A 17,339-nucleotide genomic window follows, 5' to 3' on the forward strand; every position below is an offset into this window, starting at 1 on the left:
GGCCGTCTGAAAACATTCAGACGGCCTCAATAGTGAATCGGCTACATTTTGCCGTGTCTCACATGTTTTTACGCTTAGCGCGGCGCCACCATATCTTCCGGTTTCACCAGCTCGTCAAACTCTTCTCCGCTGAGCAAGCCCAGCTCGATTGCCGTTTCACGCAAAGATTTGTCGTTTTTATAAGCCGTTTTCGCCACTTTCGCCGCATTTTCATAACCGATTTTGCGGTTCAGCGCCGTTACCAACATCAGAGAGTGGTGTAGGAAGTAGTCGATTTTTTCCGGCACAGGCTCGATGCCGACGGCGCAATGTTCGTTGAAACTGTTGCAGGCATCGCCGAGCAGTCGCACCGATTGCAGCAGGTTGTAACCGATCACGGGCATATACACGTTCAGTTCGAAATTGCCCGATGCGCCGGCCATGCCGATGGTTACGTCGTTGCCGAATACTTGGCAGCACACCATAGTCATGGCTTCGGCTTGGGTCGGGTTGACTTTACCCGGCATAATCGAAGAACCCGGCTCGTTTTCGGGGATTTTGATTTCACCCAAACCGCAGCGCGGGCCGGAAGCCAGCCAGCGGATATCGTTGGCGATTTTGTTCAGGCTGGCGGCAAGGGTTTTGAGTGCGCCCGAAGCGTACACGCACGCATCGCGGCCGGCGAGTGCTTCAAACTTGTTCGGCGCGGTAACAAACGGCAGGCCGGAAAGTTCGGCCAGCTTTTCCGCCGCTTTTACCGCATAATCGGGGTGGCTGTTCAACCCCGTGCCCACCGCCGTGCCGCCCAACGGCAGTTCGTACAAACCTTCCAAAGCATCGTTCAGACGGCCTAAACCGTGATCCAACTGGCTCACATAGCCCGAAAACTCCTGCCCCAAAGTTAACGGCGTGGCATCCTGCAAGTGGGTTCTGCCGATTTTCACAATCGGTGCAAACGCTTTGGCTTTTGCATCCAAGATATCGCGCAACGCTTTCACGGCCGGAATCAGCAGTCGGTTGATTTCAATCGCTGCGGCAACGTGAATCGCGGTCGGGAATGAATCGTTGGTGGATTGGGCGTGGTTCACATGATCGTTGGGGTGCACGGGCTGATATGCAGCCAATCCCGTGCCGGCGATTTCATTGGCGCGGTTGGCCAGCACTTCGTTCATGTTCATATTGGACTGCGTACCCGAACCGGTTTGCCACACCACCAAAGGAAACTGCCCTGCCAGCTTGCCTGCCAACACATCATCTGCCGCCTTCACAATCAAATCGGCTTGTTTCTGCTGAATGCGGCCGAGTGAGGCATTGGTGTAAGCCGCCGCCTTTTTCACGAGCGCCATCGCGTTGATTAAAGGCTCCGGCAAAGTTTCGCCGCCTATTTTGAAATTGTCGCGGCTGCGTTGGGTTTGCGCACCCCAATAGGCCTCGGCAGGCACTTCCACATTGCCCATCGTGTCGTGTTCGGTACGAGTAGTCATTACTTTTCTCCTTTGCTGATGTGCTTACTTCGGAAACAATAAGCGCATTATCGCACACAAAAAAATAAATGATAATCACAATCAATTTATTCAATGAATCAGATAAAAATCAGGCCGTCTGAAAAAAGTTTTCAGACGGCCTTTCAGCTTCAATCAGTTAATGATTCAGCAAACTCTGTGTTTCAATCAACCACGTCGCCAAGTCGTACCGCCCGCGCCGTCTTCCAAAATAATGTTTTCGGCGTTGAGCAAATCGCGGATGCGGTCGGATTCGGCCCAGTTTTTCTCGGCACGCGCTTGTTTGCGCTGTTCGATCAGGCTCTCGATTTCTTCGTTGGAGAGGCCGTCTGAAACGCTGCCGCCCTGCAAAAATTCCTGCGGATCACGTTGCAGCAAACCGATGATGCCGCCGAGTGCTTTCAGGCAGCCCGCGAGCTCGGAGCTGTTGGTTTTGTTGACTTCGTTGGCCAATTCAAACAACACGGCTATCGCTTCTACGGTGCCGAAGTCGTCGTTCATAGCGGCGAAGAAACGGCGGGTGTAGTCGTTGGCGTTTTCGCTGACGGCAAACTCGACAGGCGGCGTGTTTTTCAAAGCGGTGTACAGGCGGGTTAACGCGCCTTTGGCATCGTTCAAATGGGCATCGGAATAATTCAACGGGCTGCGGTAATGCGCGCGTAAAATAAAGAAACGCACCACTTCGGCATCGTATTTTTCCAACACTTCGCGGATGGTAAAGAAGTTGCCCAGCGATTTGGACATTTTTTCGTTATCGACGCGGATAAAACCATTGTGCAGCCAATATTTCACATGACTTTCAATCGCTTTGCCGCCCGAACGGTTGTGGCCGCAACTACCGCCGTGCGCGCCGCAGCTTTGGGCGATTTCGTTTTCATGGTGCGGAAACTGCAAATCCGCACCGCCGCCGTGAATATCAAAGGTGTCGCCGAACAACTCTTCGCTCATGGCCGAGCATTCGATATGCCAACCCGGCCGGCCTTGCCCCCACGGGCTTTCCCACGCCGGTTCGCCGGGCTTGGCGGCTTTCCACAAAACGAAGTCCAACGGGTCGCGTTTGAAACCGTCCACTTCCACGCGCTCGCCCGCGCGCAAATCGTCCAGCGACTTGCCGGAAAGCTGGCCGTATGCGGCAAATTCGCGCACGGCGTAGTAAACGTCGCCGTTATCGGCGGCATAAGCCTTGGCCTTGTCGATCAGGCGTTGGATCATGCCCAACATCTGTTGCACATGCTCGGTGGCTTTCGGTTCTACATCGGGGCGGATCACGCCCAAAGCCGCCGCATCTTCATTCATGGCTCGGATAAAACGTTCGGTCAGCTCGCCGATGGTTTCGCCGTTTTCAGCGGCGCGGGCAATAATTTTGTCGTCGATGTCGGTAATATTACGCACATAAGTCAACGGATAGCCCTGCGCGCGCAACCAACGGGCAATCATGTCGAACACCACCATCACACGGGCGTGCCCCAGGTGGCAGTAGTCGTAAACGGTCATACCGCAGACGTACATGCGCACGTTTTTCGGGTTGATAGGAATGAATTCTTCTTTTTGGCGGGTGAGGGTGTTGTAAACGGTTAGCATGATTGTTCTTTATATTGAGTTATGGAGAGACTAATTAAGTGCTTCTTGCACAAGAAGTGTGATTCTGCCCGATTTTCCCTATTAAGAAAATAGGCTTAAGGTTTAGATGCTATTTTTGAGGATAGCAATATTATGTTGCCAATTAGCAAGAGGGAGGATTAGGAAATAAAGTTGTGCGTAAGCGAAAAGAATCATTTCAGACGGCCTATATGCTATTCAGGCCGTCTGAAAACGGTATTGGCCATCGCAAAAACTCCCATTGATACCCTTCCCTAATAAATTGTATAGCTCGGGCCATCTTCATCCAAAATATTATTCAGCAGAACAAACTCTGGCCAGCAACGCGCTTATTACTATTGATTTTGTTTGAAGCTGAAGTAGATTACACCCTTATAAAGATGGATTAATATAATCAATTAAAAAAGCCGTCTGAAATTAATTTCAAACGGCTTTTTAACTAAACCCATACTCAACAAAGTATGGGTTAGATAATTCCAATTAAAGCAGAATCAGTTTATTAAATTATTCAGCTGATTATTAAATTATTCAGCTGAAACTTCAGCTTTTTCAACCAACTCTACCAAAGCTAACGGAGCATTATCACCTTTGCGGAAGCCATACTTCAAAATGCGCACATAACCACCGTTACGATTAGCAAAACGAGGACCCAGATCATCAAACAGCTTAACAACTACATCACGATCGCGAGTACGATTAAAAGCTAAACGGCGATTAGCCAATGAAGGTTTTTTTCCTAAAGTAATCAATGGCTCTACCACACGGCGTAATTCTTTAGCCTTAGGTAAAGTCGTTACAATAGTCTCATGGCTCAACAGAGAATTTGCCATGTTACGTAACATTGCAGCACGATGGCTGCTAGTACGATTTAATTTACGGTTGCCATTACGATGACGCATGTCATAATCCTTTAATATTCAAACTTACGGCTTTTCCAAACCCACCGGCGGCCAAGCTTCTAATTTAGAACCCAAAGTTAAACCCTTGGAAGCTAGTACTTCTTTAATTTCATTTAAAGACTTACGACCTAAATTAGGCGTTTTGAGAAGCTCGGTTTCAGTACGCTGAATCAAATCACCAATATAATAAATATCTTCAGCTTTCAGGCAGTTAGCTGAGCGTACAGTTAATTCCAAATCATCTACTGGGCGCAGCAATACAGGATCGATCGGAGGAGCTTTTTCTTCTACTTCTTCGACTGGTGTTCCTTGCAAATCTGCAAAAATAGACATTTGATCAATTAAAATACGTGCCGCACTGCGTACAGCCTCTTCGGGATCAATAGAACCATCGGTTTCAATATCCAAAACCAAACGATCTAAATCCGTACGCTGCTCTACGCGTGCGGGCTCAACTTCAAAGCTAACACGACTGATGGGCGAAAAGCTCGCATCCAATTGAATTGCACCAATCTGCTTACTCTCATCACGTACTGTACGACGACCGGAAACAGATTGATAACCACGTCCCTGCTCAACTTTGATTTCCATTTCAATCTGACCATTATCAGACAAATGACAAATCACATGCTCAGGGTTAATGATTTCAACATCATGAGGCAAGTTAATATCATTTGCCAGCACGACTCCAGCACCAGACTTTTTCAGAGACAACTGAACAGAGTTTCTTCCGTGCAATTTGAATACTACACCTTTCAGGTTCAAAAGGATGTCAACAACATCCTCTTGAACACCGTCCACAGTGGAGTACTCGTGTAACACACCCGAAATAACTACTTCAGTAGGTGCAAAACCATTCATGGATGACAGTAAGATACGACGCAAAGCATTACCAAGAGTGTGACCGAAACCACGCTCAAATGGCTGCATAGATACCTTAGCGCGGGTTGCAGATAAAGTATCAACATCAATTTGACGAGGTTTCAAAAATTCGGAAGTGCTATTTTGCATTTAACTGTCCCTCACTGAGCTAGCATTATTTAGAATAGAATTCTACCACCAGCTGTTCATTAATATCGCCAGTCAATTCTGAGCGATCAGGCATATTTTTAAATATGCCTTCCATTTTATTCACATCAACCGAAACCCAACTTGGCAAGCCAATTTGAGTGGCTAAGCCCAAAGCTTCTTGGATACGGACTTGCTTTTTGGCTTTTTCACGGATGCTGACAACATCACCAGCCTTAACTTGATAAGACGGAATGTTAACAACTTGACCATTCACTACGATTGCTTTGTGAGAAACGAGTTGGCGGGCTTCTGCGCGAGTAGAGCCAAAACCCATTCTATATACAACATTATCCAAACGAGACTCTAAAAGTTGCAGAAGCAATTCACCTGTAGAACCTTTGCGTCGTGCAGCTTCCGCAAAATAACGACGGAATTGACGCTCCAATACACCATAGATTCGACGGATTTTTTGCTTTTCACGCAATTGCAAACCGTAATCTGACAAGCGAGGCTTCTTTGCACCATGCTGACCAGGAGCAGAATCCATTTTACATTTAGATTCTAAAGAACGTCTTGCGCTTTTCAAGAATAAATCTGTGCCTTCTCTGCGCGCCAATTTACATTTAGGGCCAATATAACGTGCCATATTTCAATCACTCCAATCTTAAATACGACGTTTTTTAGGTGGACGGCAACCGTTATGAGGCAACGGGGTAACGTCAGTAATACTAGTAATTTTAAAACCAAGAGCGTTGAGCGCACGAACTGAAGATTCACGACCAGGGCCAGGACCTTTAATGCGAACCTCTAAATTTTTAACGCCATACTCTTGGGCAACTTTACCAGCGGCCTCTGCTGCTACTTGAGCAGCAAAAGGTGTACTTTTACGTGAACCTTTAAAACCCGCACCGCCAGAGGTAGCCCAAGATAATGCATTTCCTTGACGGTCAGTAATAGTAATGATGGTATTGTTAAAAGATGCATGTACATGCACAATACCTTCACTTACGGTTTTACGTATTTTTTTACGTACACGTGAAGCTGTGTTTGCTTTAGCCATTAATTAAAATCCTCAAAAATTATTTTTTACCGGCAATTGCTTTACGCGGACCTTTACGGGTACGGGCATTTGTACGAGTACGCTGCCCACGACAAGGCAAACCACGACGATGTCTGAAGCCACGGTAACAGCCCATGTCCATCAAGCGCTTAATACTCATTGTCACTTCACGACGCAAATCGCCTTCAACTTCAAACTTAGAAACTTGCTCACGCAATGCTTCTAATTGCGACTCATCTAAATCTTTTACTTTGGTGCTAGGTGTAATGTTAGCAGCTTCGCAAATCAATTTAGCACGAGTAGAACCAATACCGTAAATAGCCTGAAGGCCAATTACGATATGGGCATGGTTAGGGATATTCACCCCTGCAATACGAGCCATATCATTTCCTTTAAGGGCAAAATTTTGTCACTATACCACAAAATCATTTTCAAGTAAAAATACTCAACCTTGACGTTGCTTGTGACGGGGATCAGTACAAATTACACGCACTACACGATTACGACGAATAATTTTGCAGTTACGGCAAATTTTCTTTACAGAAGGTTGTACACGCATTTTATTTCCTTTCTTTATCTAGCTCGAAACACTATACGTGCACGAGTCAAATCATATGGAGTAAGCTCAACAGTAACTTTATCACCAGGAGAAATACGAATATAGTGCATTCGCATTTTTCCAGAGATATGCCCTAGAACAACATGATCGTTCTCAAGCTTTACTTTAAAAGTTGCATTAGGCAAAGTTTCCAATATCTCACCTTGCATTTGTATAGTGTCTTCTTTAGCCATATTTCTTTTATTTAGTGACGTGATAGTGATTTTATATCAGTTTTTTGAATCAGATGTTCGTATTGATGAGTCATTCTATACGAAGCAATCTGGGTATTAAAATCCATTGTAACAACAACCAAAATCAACAATGAAGTTCCACCTAAATAAAAAGGTACGTTTAAAGCTGTTGTTAAAAACTCAGGAATTAAACAAATAATAGTAATATACAAGGCACCAAAAAAAGTTAAACGCAATACAACTTTCTCCAGATATCTTGAAGTTTGCTCGCCCGGCCTAATACCAGGCACAAAAGCACCGCTCTTTTTTAAATTCTCAGCCATCTCTTTTGGACTAAATACCAAAGCCGTATAAAAATAGCAAAAGAATATTATAGTGCTTGCAAACAAAACAATATAAATAGGCTGACCATGTTGTAACAAGGTAGCTAACTTACTTAACCAACCACCTGAGTCTGCTGAGCCGAACCAACCCACTAAAGTTGCAGGGAACAATATAATACTCGAAGCAAAAATAGGAGGAATCACTCCAGCCATATTTAATTTAAAAGGCATGTGAGTACTCTGCCCTTGTACAATCCTATTCCCAAACTGGCGTTTAGCATAATGAATTGGTATTTTTCGCTGTGCACTTTCAAAATACACGACAGCATAAATTAATATTAGTGAACCAAGCACAATAGAAATTGCCATTAGTACACTCATTGATCCCTGGTTAGTCAAGGTCAGTAACTGTGCGATAGCAGATGGAATACCAGATACAATACCAGCAGTAATAATTAGAGAAATCCCATTACCTATACCTCGCTCAGACATCTGCTCCCCTAACCACATCAAGAACATAGTTCCAGTTACCAAGCAAATAACAGTTGAAACATAAAACTCAAATTGGGAAGTAACTACAACATTTTGCTGATAAACAAAAGTGGCCACGCCAAAACTTTGAAGCAATGCTAAAATTACCGTACCATAACGAGTGTATTTAGTAATGATTTTTCTTCCTGACTCACCTTCCTTTTTAAGAGCCTTCAACGAAGGAAAGATTTCAGACGCCAATTGAACAATAATTGACGCAGAAATATAAGGCATAATCCCAATAGCAAAAATACTAAAGCGCTCCAGCGAACCTCCTGAGAACATATTTAACATACCCAAGATGCCGCTGCTTGCGCTTTCGTATAGCTTAGCTAAAGCAACTGCATCAACACCTGGTACGGGTATATGAGCACCAATACGAAATACAATTAATGCTCCAAGCAAAAATAATAATCGCTGCTTAAGATCACCGTACTTTTTCAGTACTAATGAAGATAGTTGATTAGCCACTTAAATCCAAGCCTTATTCTTCAATTTTTCCACCAGCAGCTTCAATCGCTGCTTTCGCACCTGCCGTAACCTTAACACCTTTTAAAACAATTGCTTTTTGAATCTCACCAGAAGCAATCACTTTAACATTTTGGGCGCGTGAATCAACCAAGCCAGCCTGTTTTAAAGTTAGCAAATCAATTACATCAACTGCAATCAATGACAACTCATTCAAACTAACTTCTGCATTTTTTGCAGTTGATAAAGATTTAAAACCACGCTTAGGCAGGCGGCGTTGCAATGGCATTTGTCCACCTTCAAAACCTACTTTATGGAACCCACCCGAACGGCTTTTTTGGCCCTTGTGACCACGCCCGCCAGTTTTGCCTAAACCACTACCAATACCACGACCCACACGTCGTTTAGAATGAGTTGAGCCTTCAGCAGGTTGAATAGTATTTAAAAACATCATTAAGACTCCACTTTTAATAGATAGCTGATCTTATTAATCATGCCACGATTTTCAGGAGTGTCCAAAACCTCAACGGTATGTTCACGATGACGTAAGCCTAACCCACGCGCACAAGCTCGATGAGACTGGATAGTACCAATTAAACTTTTTGCCAAAGTTACTTTAATTTTCTTTTGCTCAGTCATTACTATTGGCTCCCAAAATATCTTCAACAGTCAAACCACGTTTAGCAGCAATATCAGCAGGAGTGTATAATTTTGATAAACCGTCTAAAGTAGCACGTACAATATTGTAAGGGTTTGTAGAACCGTGTACTTTTGCAGAAATGTTATGAATACCCATTGCGTCAAATACTAAGCGCATCGGACCACCAGCTTTAACACCGCTACCCTCTTTAGCAGGCTGCATAAATACACGAGTAGCACCGTGCTTTCCGATTACTTCATGATGAATTGTGCCATTTTTCAATGGTATCTTAATCATTGAACGACGAGCTTGATCCATCGCTTTTTGCACAGCCACAGGAACTTCTTTTGATTTTCCCTTGCCCATACCAATACGGCCATCTCCATCACCAACCACAGTTAAAGCTGAAAAAGCCATGATGCGGCCACCTTTAACTACTTTTGTTACACGATTTACAGCTACCATTTTTTCAATTAAGCCGTCGCCGCGCTCTTCAATTTCATGTTTTGCCATTTGAAATCTCCAATCTTTTAAAAGCTTAAGCCATTTTCACGTGCAGCTTCAGCCAAAGCCTTCACGCGGCCATGATATTGAAAACCAGAACGATCAAAAGCAACTTTATCAACACCAACAGCTTTAGCTTTTTCAGCAATTCGCTTACCTACAATTGCAGCTGCTTCAATATTACCGCCTGATTTCAGGTCATTGCGCACTTCTGCCTCTAAAGTTGAAGCTTGAGCCAAAACTTTATCACCTTCAGCACTAATAACTTGTGCATAAATATGGCTGTTTGAACGGAATACGCACAATCTAACCATTTTTAAATCTGCGATACGAGCACGTGTTTTACGAGCACGACGCAGTCGGGTTACATGTTTATTCATTAGGAAAACCTCAATTATTTTTTCTTGGCTTCTTTCATTACTACTGCTTCCCCAACATAGCGAACACCTTTACCTTTATAAGGTTCAGGCGAGCGATATGCACGAATTTCCGCAGCAACTTGGCCAACAACTTGTTTATCCGCACCTGTCAAAATAATCTCTGTTTGACTCGGCGTTTGCACTGAAACACCTTCAGGCATTTCATGAACAACAGGATGAGAAAAACCTAAAGAAAGATTTAATACCTTGCCTTGAGCTTGAGCGCGATAACCTACACCAATAAGCTGTAATTTTTTCTCAAAGCCTTCAGAAACACCTTTAACCATATTATTAACTAAAGCGCGAACGGTACCAGACATGGCATTCGCCTGCTTACTGTCGTTCTTTGCAGCAAAAGTCAATTGACCATCGGTCAATTCAATTGCAACATCAGCAGACAAAGGCAAGGATAACTCACCGTTTTTACCCTTAATTATAATGGAATCTGTTCCAAATTTCACTTCAACCCCAGCAGGAACAGTCACTGGATTTTTAGCTACGCGTGACATCTTAAAAATCTCCTACTTAGGCAACAATACACAACAACTCACCACCAACACCTTCGGAGCGAGCTTTACGATCTGTCATTACACCCTTAGAAGTGCTTACAATAGCAACACCCAAGCCATTCATTACGCTAGGTATTTCATTTGAGGCTTTATAAATACGCAAACCAGGACGTGATACACGCTTAATCTGCTCAATAACAGGGCGGCCTGCATAATATTTTAATTGAATTTCCAAAACAGGTTTCAAGTCATTTGAAACTGTAAAATCTTCAATATACCCTTCTTCTTTTAATACTTTAGCAATGGCGCATTTCAATTTAGAAGAAGGCATAGAAACGGCAACTTTGTTTGCACGCTGTGCATTTCGGATACGAGTCAACATATCGGAAATAGGATCATGCATACTCATAGTTATTACTCCTATTACCAGCTAGCTTTAACAACACCCGGAATCTCGCCACGCATAGCAATTTCACGGATTTTAATACGACCCAAACCGAACTTACGGAAGGTCCCACGAGGACGACCTGTAAGAGCACAGCGACGACGCTGACGCACAGGCGCAGCATTACGAGGAATTGCTTGAAGTTTCAAACGAGCCTCAAAGCGCTCTTTATCCGAAGCATTTGAATCATTAATAATAGCAAAAATAACCTCACGCTTAGCGGCATATTTTTTCGCCAGAGCAACGCGTTTTAATTCGCGATTGATAAGTGCTTTTTTAGCCATGAATTATCCTTTAAACGGAAACTTAAACAATGATAACAAAGCTTTTGCTTCCTCATCAGTCTTAGCGGTTGTTGTGATAGTAATATTCAAACCACGCAAAGCATCAATTTTGTCATATTCAATTTCCGGGAAAATGATTTGCTCACGCACGCCCATATTGTAGTTACCGCTACCATCAAAAGATTTACCACTAACGCCCCGAAAATCACGCACACGAGGCAAAGCAATAGTAACCAAACGATCCAAAAATTCAAACATTTGATCACGACGCAAAGTAACTTTACAACCCACTGGATAGTTATCACGAATCTTAAAACCAGCAATTGACTTACGGGCAACAGTAACTACCGGCTTTTGACCAGCAATTTTTTCCAAATCAGCAACAGCATGTTCCATCACTTTTTTATCAGCAACAGCTTCGCCAACACCCATATTCAACGTAATTTTCTCAATACGAGGCACTTCCATAATTGATTTATAACCAAATTGCTTCATCAATTCCGGAACCACAGTACTGTTATAAAACTCTCTCAAACGAGCCATGTTATCTCCTTATGCCCCAATGATAGAGCCATTAGACTTGAAGAAGCGGACACGCTTTACCCTGCCATCGCTCTCAACCAATTTGACGCCAACACGATCAGCTTTATTTGTTTCAGGATTGAAAACAGCAACATTAGAAATAGCCAAAGGCATATTTTTCACAACGATGCCACCCTCAATACCACGCATAGGATTCGGCTTTTGATGACGCTTAACAACGTTAACACCTTCAACAACAACCTTATCACCCAAAACCTTTACAACCTGACCTTGCTTGCCTTTATCTTTACCAGCAATCACAATTACTTGGTCACCTTTAATAATTTTATTCATCGCCGTTATTCCTTATAATACCTCAGGTGCCAATGAAACAATTTTCATAAATCGCTCCGTACGCAGCTCACGAGTAACCGGACCAAAAATACGGGTACCTAAAGGCTCAAGCTTATTATTCAACAAAACGGCCGCATTATTATCAAATTTAATCAGTGCACCATCAGGACGACGTACGCCTTTTGCAGTACGAACCACAACAGCATTAAATACATCACCCTTTTTCACACGACCACGCGGAGCCGCATCCTTAACTGCAACTTTAATAATGTCGCCAACCGAAGCATAACGACGTTTAGATCCGCCTAAAACCTTGATACACATTACACGACGCGCACCAGAGTTATCAGCCACATCTAAAATGGTCTGCATTTGAATCATTTTATTACCTTTTAAAAAACCAACTTAATCTACCTCTTTCAGCCAGTCCACACAATATTAGATTTTGTGCCTACTAAACTGAAACCTACATAGGTTCTAGTAAACCAGTCTTGGATCCCGAAGGGAAGAAGCTCTCAAAGAGAAGCTGAAAGATAAGAAACGAAGTTTACATGCAAATTTCCATCAATGCAAGACTTCGTTTCTTTTTTAAGCATTACTGTATTAAATTTTAAACAGAGCGTGCTTTTTCCACCAACTCTTTAACAACCCAAGATTTAGTTTTTGACAGAGGACGAGTTTCTTCAATCACAACCACATCTCCAATGCCATATTGATTTTGCTCGTCATGAGCATGAATTTTGGTCGAGCGGCGGATAATTTTACCATACAAGGGGTGCTTTACTTTACGCTCCACCAAAACGGTTACTGTCTTATCCATTTTGTCACTAACCACTTTGCCTTGCAAAGTACGAACATTTTTTGATTCGCTCATTACTTAGCACCTTTTTCAGTTAAAATGGTTTTAATACGGGCAATTTCGCGACGTACTCGTTTTAATTCACTCGGTTTACCTAATTGACCAGTAGCATTTTGCATACGCAGGCCAAACTGGGTTTTTAGCAAATCAAGCAAATCTGCGTTTAATTGCTCAACCGATTTGTCTTTTAATTCATTCGCTTTCATTATTGACCTACCTGTCTTACTACGAATACTGTCGGAATCGGCAGTTTAGCAGAAGCAAGCTCAAACGCTTCACGAGCCAAGGCCTCTGGAACTCCATCCATTTCATACAACATTTTACCCGGTTGGATTTCGGCAACGTAATACTCAGGAGAACCTTTACCGCCACCCATACGAACTTCTGCAGGTTTAGATGTAATCGGTTTATCAGGAAACACTCGAATCCAAATTCGACCACCGCGCTTAATGTGACGGGTCATTGTACGACGGGCAGCCTCAATTTGGCGCGCAGTCAGACGACCACGACCAACCGCTTTTAAGCCAAACTCACCAAAGCTTACTTTGTTTCCTCGAGTAGCAATACCGGTGTTACGGCCTTTATGCTGTTTTCGATATTTAAGTCTAGTTGGCTGCAGCATGACGGCCTCCTACCTTTCTTTGTCTTTTTTCTTGCTCAGGTTTAGCTTGAGAAACTTTTTCGTTACCTTCGCCTGTATAAACCCAAACTTTCAAACCCAACACACCATAGGTTGTATGAGCTTCACTGGTAGCATAATCAACATTTGCACGTAAAGTATGCAAAGGCACACGGCCTTCACGATACCATTCGCTACGAGCAATATCGGCACCATTCAGACGGCCAGAGGTCATAATTTTGATACCTTTAGCTCCAACACGCATGGCATTTTGCATTGCACGCTTCATAGCACGGCGAAATTGAACACGCTTTTCAAGCTGTTGTGCAATACCATCAGCAATAATTTGAGCATCCAATTCAGGTTTACGAATTTCTTCAATATTTACATGAACCGGCACACCCATCAATTTTTGCAAATCGCGTTTCAGAACTTCGATATCTTCGCCCTTTCTGCCGATCACAACACCAGGACGAGCTGAGTGAATGGTAATGCGGGCAGATTTTGCAGGACGCTCAATCACTACACGACCTACTGAGGCATTCGCCAAACGCTTACGTAAATACTCACGAACATCAATATCTTGCTTCAAAACAGTAGGGAAATCGCTACTTTTAGCAAACCATTTTGAAGACCAGTCTTTAGTTACCGCCAAGCGAAAGCCGGTAGGATTAATCTTTTGTCCCATAGCTTTTCCTTAATTACCTACTGTCACATTAATGTGACAAGTTTGTTTTTCAATGCGGTTACCACGACCTTTGGCACGAGCTTGAAAACGTTTCAAACTCGGACCTTTGTCAACAAAAATGGTTACCACTTTTAACTTGTCAATATCAGCACCTTCGTTATGCTCTGCATTTGCAATTGCAGATTCCAGCACTTTCTTAACAAGCTCAGCGCCTTTTTTAGGGCTAAATGCCAAGATATTTAAAGCTTGGGCAACGTCTTTACCACGAATTAAATCTGCGACCAAACGAGCCTTTTGTGCAGAGATACGGGCATTTTTATGTTGTGCACTTACTCTCATGATTCACCTTATTTCTTTTTAGCCTTTTTATCAGCCAAATGGCCTTTAAAGGTACGGGTCAATGAGAACTCACCCAATTTATGACCAACCATATTATCACTGATAAACACAGGGACATGAGTACGTCCGTTATGCACAGCGATGGTTAAACCGATAAAATCAGGCAAAATAGTAGAACGACGCGACCAGGTTTTGATCGGGCGCTTGTCATTGCTTGCACGAGCCGCATCTACTTTTTTCAGCAAATGCAGGTCTACATATGGACCTTTTTTCAATGAACGAGCCATATTAATTAACCTTTATTTGAGTAACGGCGGCGAACAATCATATTGTCCGTGCGTTTATTGTTACGAGTACGGTAGCCTTTAGAAGGTGTACCCCATGGGCTAACAGGTTCGCGAGCTTCACCAGTACGTCCTTCACCACCACCATGCGGGTGATCTACAGGGTTCATTACAACACCTCGAACAGTCGGACGAATGCCGCGCCAGCGGTTTGCACCAGCTTTACCGATTTTCTTCAGGCTTTGCTCTTCATTGCCAACTTCACCAATGGTAGCACGACAATCTACATGAATCTTGCGAACTTCACCTGAACGCAAACGTACTTGAGCATAGATTCCTTCTTTAGCCAACAGTACGGCAGATGCACCGGCAGAACGTGCAATTTGTGCACCTTTACCAGGCTTCATCTCAATACAGTGAATTGTGGTACCAACGGGAATATTACGAATAGGAAGAGTATTACCTACTTTAATCGCAGATTCAGCGCCAGAAACCAATACCGCACCTGCTTTAATACCACGCGGAGCAATAATGTAACGACGCTCACCATCCGCATAGCATAACAATGCAATATGCGCAGTACGGTTTGGATCGTATTCGATTCGCTCTACTTTGGCAGGGATGCCGTCTTTATTACGTTTGAAGTCTACGATACGATAATGGTGTTTATGCCCACCGCCTTTGTGACGAGTAGTAATATGACCATTATTATTGCGACCAGCAGTAGAGTTTTTCTTTTCCAGCAGTGCAGCGTATGGAGCACCTTTATGCAAACCTTCAGTGGTTACACGAACCATGCCGCGGCGACCAGCAGAGGTTGGCTTCATTTTTACAATAGCCATGTCACTTATTCCTTATCTGCAGCTGCAGCAGCGGCTTCCAAATCTAATTCTTGCCCGGCAGCCAAGCTTACATAAGCTTTTTTAACATCACTGCGGCGACCGATGGTACGACCGAAGCGTTTGGTTTTACCTTTAGTGGTAACAGTAGTCACAGAAGCAACTTCTACACCAAACAAAAACTCCACAGCGGCCTTAATTTCCTGTTTAGTTGCATTAGGCAATACTTTGAAAGTCATCTGATTGCGTTTTTCTGCCAACAGGTTACTTTTCTCAGAAACAACAGGAGCCAAAATCACTTGTGTTAAACGTTGTTGATTCATACCCATTGCTCCTCTAACTGCGCTACTGCTTCTTTAGTGATGACTACTTTTTTGTAACGCAGCAAGCTATACGGATCAATTTGCTGAGCTTCCAAAACCAGCACATTAGGCAGGTTGCGCGACGCCAAATAAACATTTTCATCCAACTGCTTAGTTACAAACAAAACTTGCTCCAGACCCAAGCTTTTCACTTGCTCAACAAATTCTTTGGTCTTAGGCGTTTGTGCGTTAAGCGTCTCAATAACAAACAAACGTTCGTCACGAACCAACTGAGACAAAATGGTTGCCATGCCGGCACGGTACATTTTGCGGTTTACTTTTTGAGTAAAGTTCTCATCCGGTTTGTTAGGGAACGCGCGGCCACCTTTTCTCCACAGCGGAGAAGAAGTCATACCTGAACGGGCACGGCCTGTACCTTTTTGACGCCATGGTTTTTTGGTTGAGTGGTTAACTTCTGCACGTGTTTTTTGAGCACGGTTGCCTGAACGGGCATTAGCCAAAAATGCAGTAACCAACTGATGAACCAAAGATTCATTGTATTCACGAGCAAACAATGCATCAGAAGCAGCCAAGCTGCCCGACACTTGCCCTTTAGCATCAATTACTTTTAATTCCATTACGCACCTACTTTCACGCTAGGACGCACCACAACATCACTGTTTACCGCACCGGGAACAGCACCCTTAACCAGCAGCAGCTGACGCTCAACATCTACACGCACTACTTCCAAGTTTTGAACAGTAGATTTGGTGTTACCATATTGACCGGCCATGCGTTTACCAGGGAATACGCGACCGGGATCTTGAGCCATACCGATAGAACCGGGAACGCGGTGTGAACGCGAGTTACCATGAGAAGTACGTTGCGCACCAAAATTGTGGCGTTTGATCGTACCAGAGAAACCTTTACCTTTTGAGGTACCGGTTACATCTACCAGCTGACCAGCTTCAAACATATCAACAGCGATTTGATCGCCGGCTTTCAGCTCGCCCAGCTTTTCTTCAGTTAAAGCAAATTCAATCAAACCGCAACCTGCCTCAACACCTGCTTTTGCAAAGTGACCGGCTTCGGCTTTATTGATGCGATTTGCTTTTTTCTGACCAAAGGTAACCTGTACTGCTGTATAGCCGTCGGTATCTTTGGATTTCACTTGAGTGACGCGGTTAGCAGACATATCCAACACGGTTACTGGAACGGAAGCACCCTGTTCGTTAAACACGCGAGTCATACCTACTTTGCGCCCAACCAGACCTAAAGTCATGATTATTTTCCTTTTTTAAATTAAAGGGGCCAATTACGATTGATTGGCCTTGCACAAAATACAAACTTGGCAAATGCCAAGCTCTGTACTATACCATAGTTTTTTCAAAAAAACTCAAGAAAATCTTTATTTAAGTGCAACTACTTAAGCTGCCAAAAAGGAAACAATATATTTACATATCAACCGAACTTATCCACCTGTTTTTTCTCTTACCACTATGGCATCTCTACTGCATGATAATGATGAACACAGACCTAAAGCGTTTGCATTAACGATCAGCTTCATG

30 protein-coding genes are annotated in these 17,339 nt (G+C 43.5%); all 30 read right to left on the reverse strand.

Features of this window, described 5'->3' with window-relative positions; all coding sequences use genetic code 11:
- Positions 1 to 74 precede the first annotated feature (74 nt).
- Positions 75 to 1,463, reverse strand: coding sequence for a class II fumarate hydratase (gene fumC, locus CKV66_RS11705; protein WP_085363522.1), 1,389 nt, complete (start codon positions 1,461 to 1,463; stop codon positions 75 to 77).
- 186 nt (positions 1,464 to 1,649) lie between these two features.
- Positions 1,650 to 3,062, reverse strand: coding sequence for a cysteine--tRNA ligase (gene cysS / locus CKV66_RS11710; RefSeq protein WP_085363521.1), 1,413 nt, complete (start codon positions 3,060 to 3,062; stop codon positions 1,650 to 1,652).
- A 542-nt stretch (positions 3,063 to 3,604) separates the two neighbouring features.
- Positions 3,605 to 3,979, reverse strand: a complete 375-nt coding sequence (gene rplQ, locus CKV66_RS11715; protein WP_085363520.1) for a 50S ribosomal protein L17 — start codon at positions 3,977 to 3,979, stop codon at positions 3,605 to 3,607.
- 24 nt (positions 3,980 to 4,003) lie between these two features.
- A complete protein-coding gene (locus CKV66_RS11720) occupies positions 4,004 to 4,990 on the reverse strand; it encodes a DNA-directed RNA polymerase subunit alpha (protein WP_085363519.1) in 987 nt (328 codons plus the stop codon).
- Between the two features lie 25 nt (positions 4,991 to 5,015).
- A complete protein-coding gene (gene rpsD, locus CKV66_RS11725; RefSeq protein WP_085363518.1) occupies positions 5,016 to 5,636 on the reverse strand; it encodes a 30S ribosomal protein S4 in 621 nt (206 codons plus the stop codon).
- 18 nt (positions 5,637 to 5,654) lie between these two features.
- Complete coding sequence (rpsK, locus tag CKV66_RS11730) at positions 5,655 to 6,050, reverse strand: 30S ribosomal protein S11 (protein WP_054599895.1); 396 nt, start codon at positions 6,048 to 6,050, stop codon at positions 5,655 to 5,657.
- A 19-nt stretch (positions 6,051 to 6,069) separates the two neighbouring features.
- Entirely contained in the window at positions 6,070 to 6,432 is a 363-nt protein-coding gene (gene rpsM / locus CKV66_RS11735; protein WP_054599894.1) for a 30S ribosomal protein S13, read from the reverse strand.
- A gap of 63 nt (positions 6,433 to 6,495) precedes the next feature.
- Complete coding sequence (rpmJ, locus tag CKV66_RS11740; RefSeq protein WP_003697674.1) at positions 6,496 to 6,609, reverse strand: 50S ribosomal protein L36; 114 nt, start codon at positions 6,607 to 6,609, stop codon at positions 6,496 to 6,498.
- Positions 6,610 to 6,623: 14 nt separating this feature from the next.
- A complete protein-coding gene (gene infA, locus CKV66_RS11745) occupies positions 6,624 to 6,842 on the reverse strand; it encodes a translation initiation factor IF-1 (RefSeq protein WP_003684714.1) in 219 nt (72 codons plus the stop codon).
- 11 nt (positions 6,843 to 6,853) lie between these two features.
- A complete protein-coding gene (gene secY, locus CKV66_RS11750) occupies positions 6,854 to 8,167 on the reverse strand; it encodes a preprotein translocase subunit SecY (RefSeq protein WP_085363517.1) in 1,314 nt (437 codons plus the stop codon).
- 13 nt (positions 8,168 to 8,180) lie between these two features.
- The gene (gene rplO / locus CKV66_RS11755) at positions 8,181 to 8,615 is read right to left on the reverse strand and encodes a 50S ribosomal protein L15 (RefSeq protein WP_085363569.1); all 435 of its coding nucleotides are present in this window, start codon (positions 8,613 to 8,615) and stop codon (positions 8,181 to 8,183) included.
- Positions 8,616 to 8,617: 2 nt separating this feature from the next.
- Positions 8,618 to 8,803 carry a 50S ribosomal protein L30 gene (rpmD, locus tag CKV66_RS11760; protein ID WP_085363516.1) on the reverse strand — a complete coding sequence of 62 codons (186 nt, stop codon included), beginning with the start codon at positions 8,801 to 8,803 and terminating at the stop codon, positions 8,618 to 8,620.
- The gene (rpsE, locus tag CKV66_RS11765) at positions 8,796 to 9,317 is read right to left on the reverse strand and encodes a 30S ribosomal protein S5 (RefSeq protein WP_085363515.1); all 522 of its coding nucleotides are present in this window, start codon (positions 9,315 to 9,317) and stop codon (positions 8,796 to 8,798) included. Before rpsE ends, rpmD begins: the two co-directional genes overlap by 8 nt.
- Positions 9,318 to 9,334: 17 nt before the next feature.
- Positions 9,335 to 9,688, reverse strand: coding sequence for a 50S ribosomal protein L18 (gene rplR / locus CKV66_RS11770; protein WP_085363514.1), 354 nt, complete (start codon positions 9,686 to 9,688; stop codon positions 9,335 to 9,337).
- Between the two features lie 14 nt (positions 9,689 to 9,702).
- Positions 9,703 to 10,236 (reverse strand): 50S ribosomal protein L6, encoded by a 534-nt coding sequence (rplF, locus tag CKV66_RS11775; protein ID WP_085363513.1) that lies wholly within the window; start codon positions 10,234 to 10,236, stop codon positions 9,703 to 9,705.
- Between the two features lie 16 nt (positions 10,237 to 10,252).
- On the reverse strand, positions 10,253 to 10,645 hold the full coding sequence (gene rpsH / locus CKV66_RS11780; RefSeq protein ID WP_085363512.1) for a 30S ribosomal protein S8: 393 nt from the start codon (positions 10,643 to 10,645) through the stop codon (positions 10,253 to 10,255).
- 14 nt (positions 10,646 to 10,659) lie between these two features.
- Entirely contained in the window at positions 10,660 to 10,965 is a 306-nt protein-coding gene (rpsN, locus tag CKV66_RS11785; protein ID WP_085363511.1) for a 30S ribosomal protein S14, read from the reverse strand.
- Between the two features lie 3 nt (positions 10,966 to 10,968).
- Positions 10,969 to 11,508, reverse strand: coding sequence for a 50S ribosomal protein L5 (gene rplE, locus CKV66_RS11790; protein WP_085363510.1), 540 nt, complete (start codon positions 11,506 to 11,508; stop codon positions 10,969 to 10,971).
- 9 nt (positions 11,509 to 11,517) lie between these two features.
- Positions 11,518 to 11,841 carry a 50S ribosomal protein L24 gene (gene rplX / locus CKV66_RS11795; RefSeq protein WP_085363509.1) on the reverse strand — a complete coding sequence of 108 codons (324 nt, stop codon included), beginning with the start codon at positions 11,839 to 11,841 and terminating at the stop codon, positions 11,518 to 11,520.
- Between the two features lie 12 nt (positions 11,842 to 11,853).
- Positions 11,854 to 12,222 (reverse strand): 50S ribosomal protein L14, encoded by a 369-nt coding sequence (rplN, locus tag CKV66_RS11800; protein ID WP_054599884.1) that lies wholly within the window; start codon positions 12,220 to 12,222, stop codon positions 11,854 to 11,856.
- Between the two features lie 229 nt (positions 12,223 to 12,451).
- Positions 12,452 to 12,715, reverse strand: coding sequence for a 30S ribosomal protein S17 (rpsQ, locus tag CKV66_RS11805; protein ID WP_085363508.1), 264 nt, complete (start codon positions 12,713 to 12,715; stop codon positions 12,452 to 12,454).
- A complete protein-coding gene (rpmC, locus tag CKV66_RS11810) occupies positions 12,715 to 12,906 on the reverse strand; it encodes a 50S ribosomal protein L29 (RefSeq protein ID WP_085363507.1) in 192 nt (63 codons plus the stop codon). The genes rpsQ and rpmC overlap by 1 nt, the downstream gene beginning before the upstream one ends.
- Complete coding sequence (gene rplP, locus CKV66_RS11815; protein WP_054599881.1) at positions 12,906 to 13,322, reverse strand: 50S ribosomal protein L16; 417 nt, start codon at positions 13,320 to 13,322, stop codon at positions 12,906 to 12,908. The genes rpmC and rplP overlap by 1 nt, the downstream gene beginning before the upstream one ends.
- Positions 13,306 to 14,007, reverse strand: a complete 702-nt coding sequence (gene rpsC / locus CKV66_RS11820) for a 30S ribosomal protein S3 (protein ID WP_054599880.1) — start codon at positions 14,005 to 14,007, stop codon at positions 13,306 to 13,308. The genes rplP and rpsC overlap by 17 nt, the downstream gene beginning before the upstream one ends.
- 9 nt (positions 14,008 to 14,016) lie before the next feature.
- Positions 14,017 to 14,346 (reverse strand): 50S ribosomal protein L22, encoded by a 330-nt coding sequence (gene rplV, locus CKV66_RS11825; RefSeq protein WP_085363506.1) that lies wholly within the window; start codon positions 14,344 to 14,346, stop codon positions 14,017 to 14,019.
- 8 nt (positions 14,347 to 14,354) lie between these two features.
- The gene (gene rpsS, locus CKV66_RS11830; protein WP_002215422.1) at positions 14,355 to 14,633 is read right to left on the reverse strand and encodes a 30S ribosomal protein S19; all 279 of its coding nucleotides are present in this window, start codon (positions 14,631 to 14,633) and stop codon (positions 14,355 to 14,357) included.
- A 5-nt stretch (positions 14,634 to 14,638) separates the two neighbouring features.
- On the reverse strand, positions 14,639 to 15,472 hold the full coding sequence (rplB, locus tag CKV66_RS11835) for a 50S ribosomal protein L2 (RefSeq protein ID WP_085356006.1): 834 nt from the start codon (positions 15,470 to 15,472) through the stop codon (positions 14,639 to 14,641).
- 5 nt (positions 15,473 to 15,477) lie between these two features.
- Positions 15,478 to 15,792: a 50S ribosomal protein L23 gene (rplW, locus tag CKV66_RS11840; RefSeq protein WP_197697455.1), complete on the reverse strand. Its 315-nt coding sequence runs from the start codon at positions 15,790 to 15,792 to the stop codon at positions 15,478 to 15,480.
- On the reverse strand, positions 15,789 to 16,409 hold the full coding sequence (gene rplD, locus CKV66_RS11845; RefSeq protein ID WP_085363504.1) for a 50S ribosomal protein L4: 621 nt from the start codon (positions 16,407 to 16,409) through the stop codon (positions 15,789 to 15,791). The genes rplW and rplD overlap by 4 nt, the downstream gene beginning before the upstream one ends.
- The gene (rplC, locus tag CKV66_RS11850; protein ID WP_085363503.1) at positions 16,409 to 17,053 is read right to left on the reverse strand and encodes a 50S ribosomal protein L3; all 645 of its coding nucleotides are present in this window, start codon (positions 17,051 to 17,053) and stop codon (positions 16,409 to 16,411) included. The genes rplD and rplC overlap by 1 nt, the downstream gene beginning before the upstream one ends.
- Positions 17,054 to 17,339: the final 286 nt, after the last annotated feature.

The organism is Neisseria zoodegmatis, from assembly GCF_900187305.1.
Classification (GTDB): Bacteria; Pseudomonadota; Gammaproteobacteria; order Burkholderiales; family Neisseriaceae; genus Neisseria; species Neisseria zoodegmatis.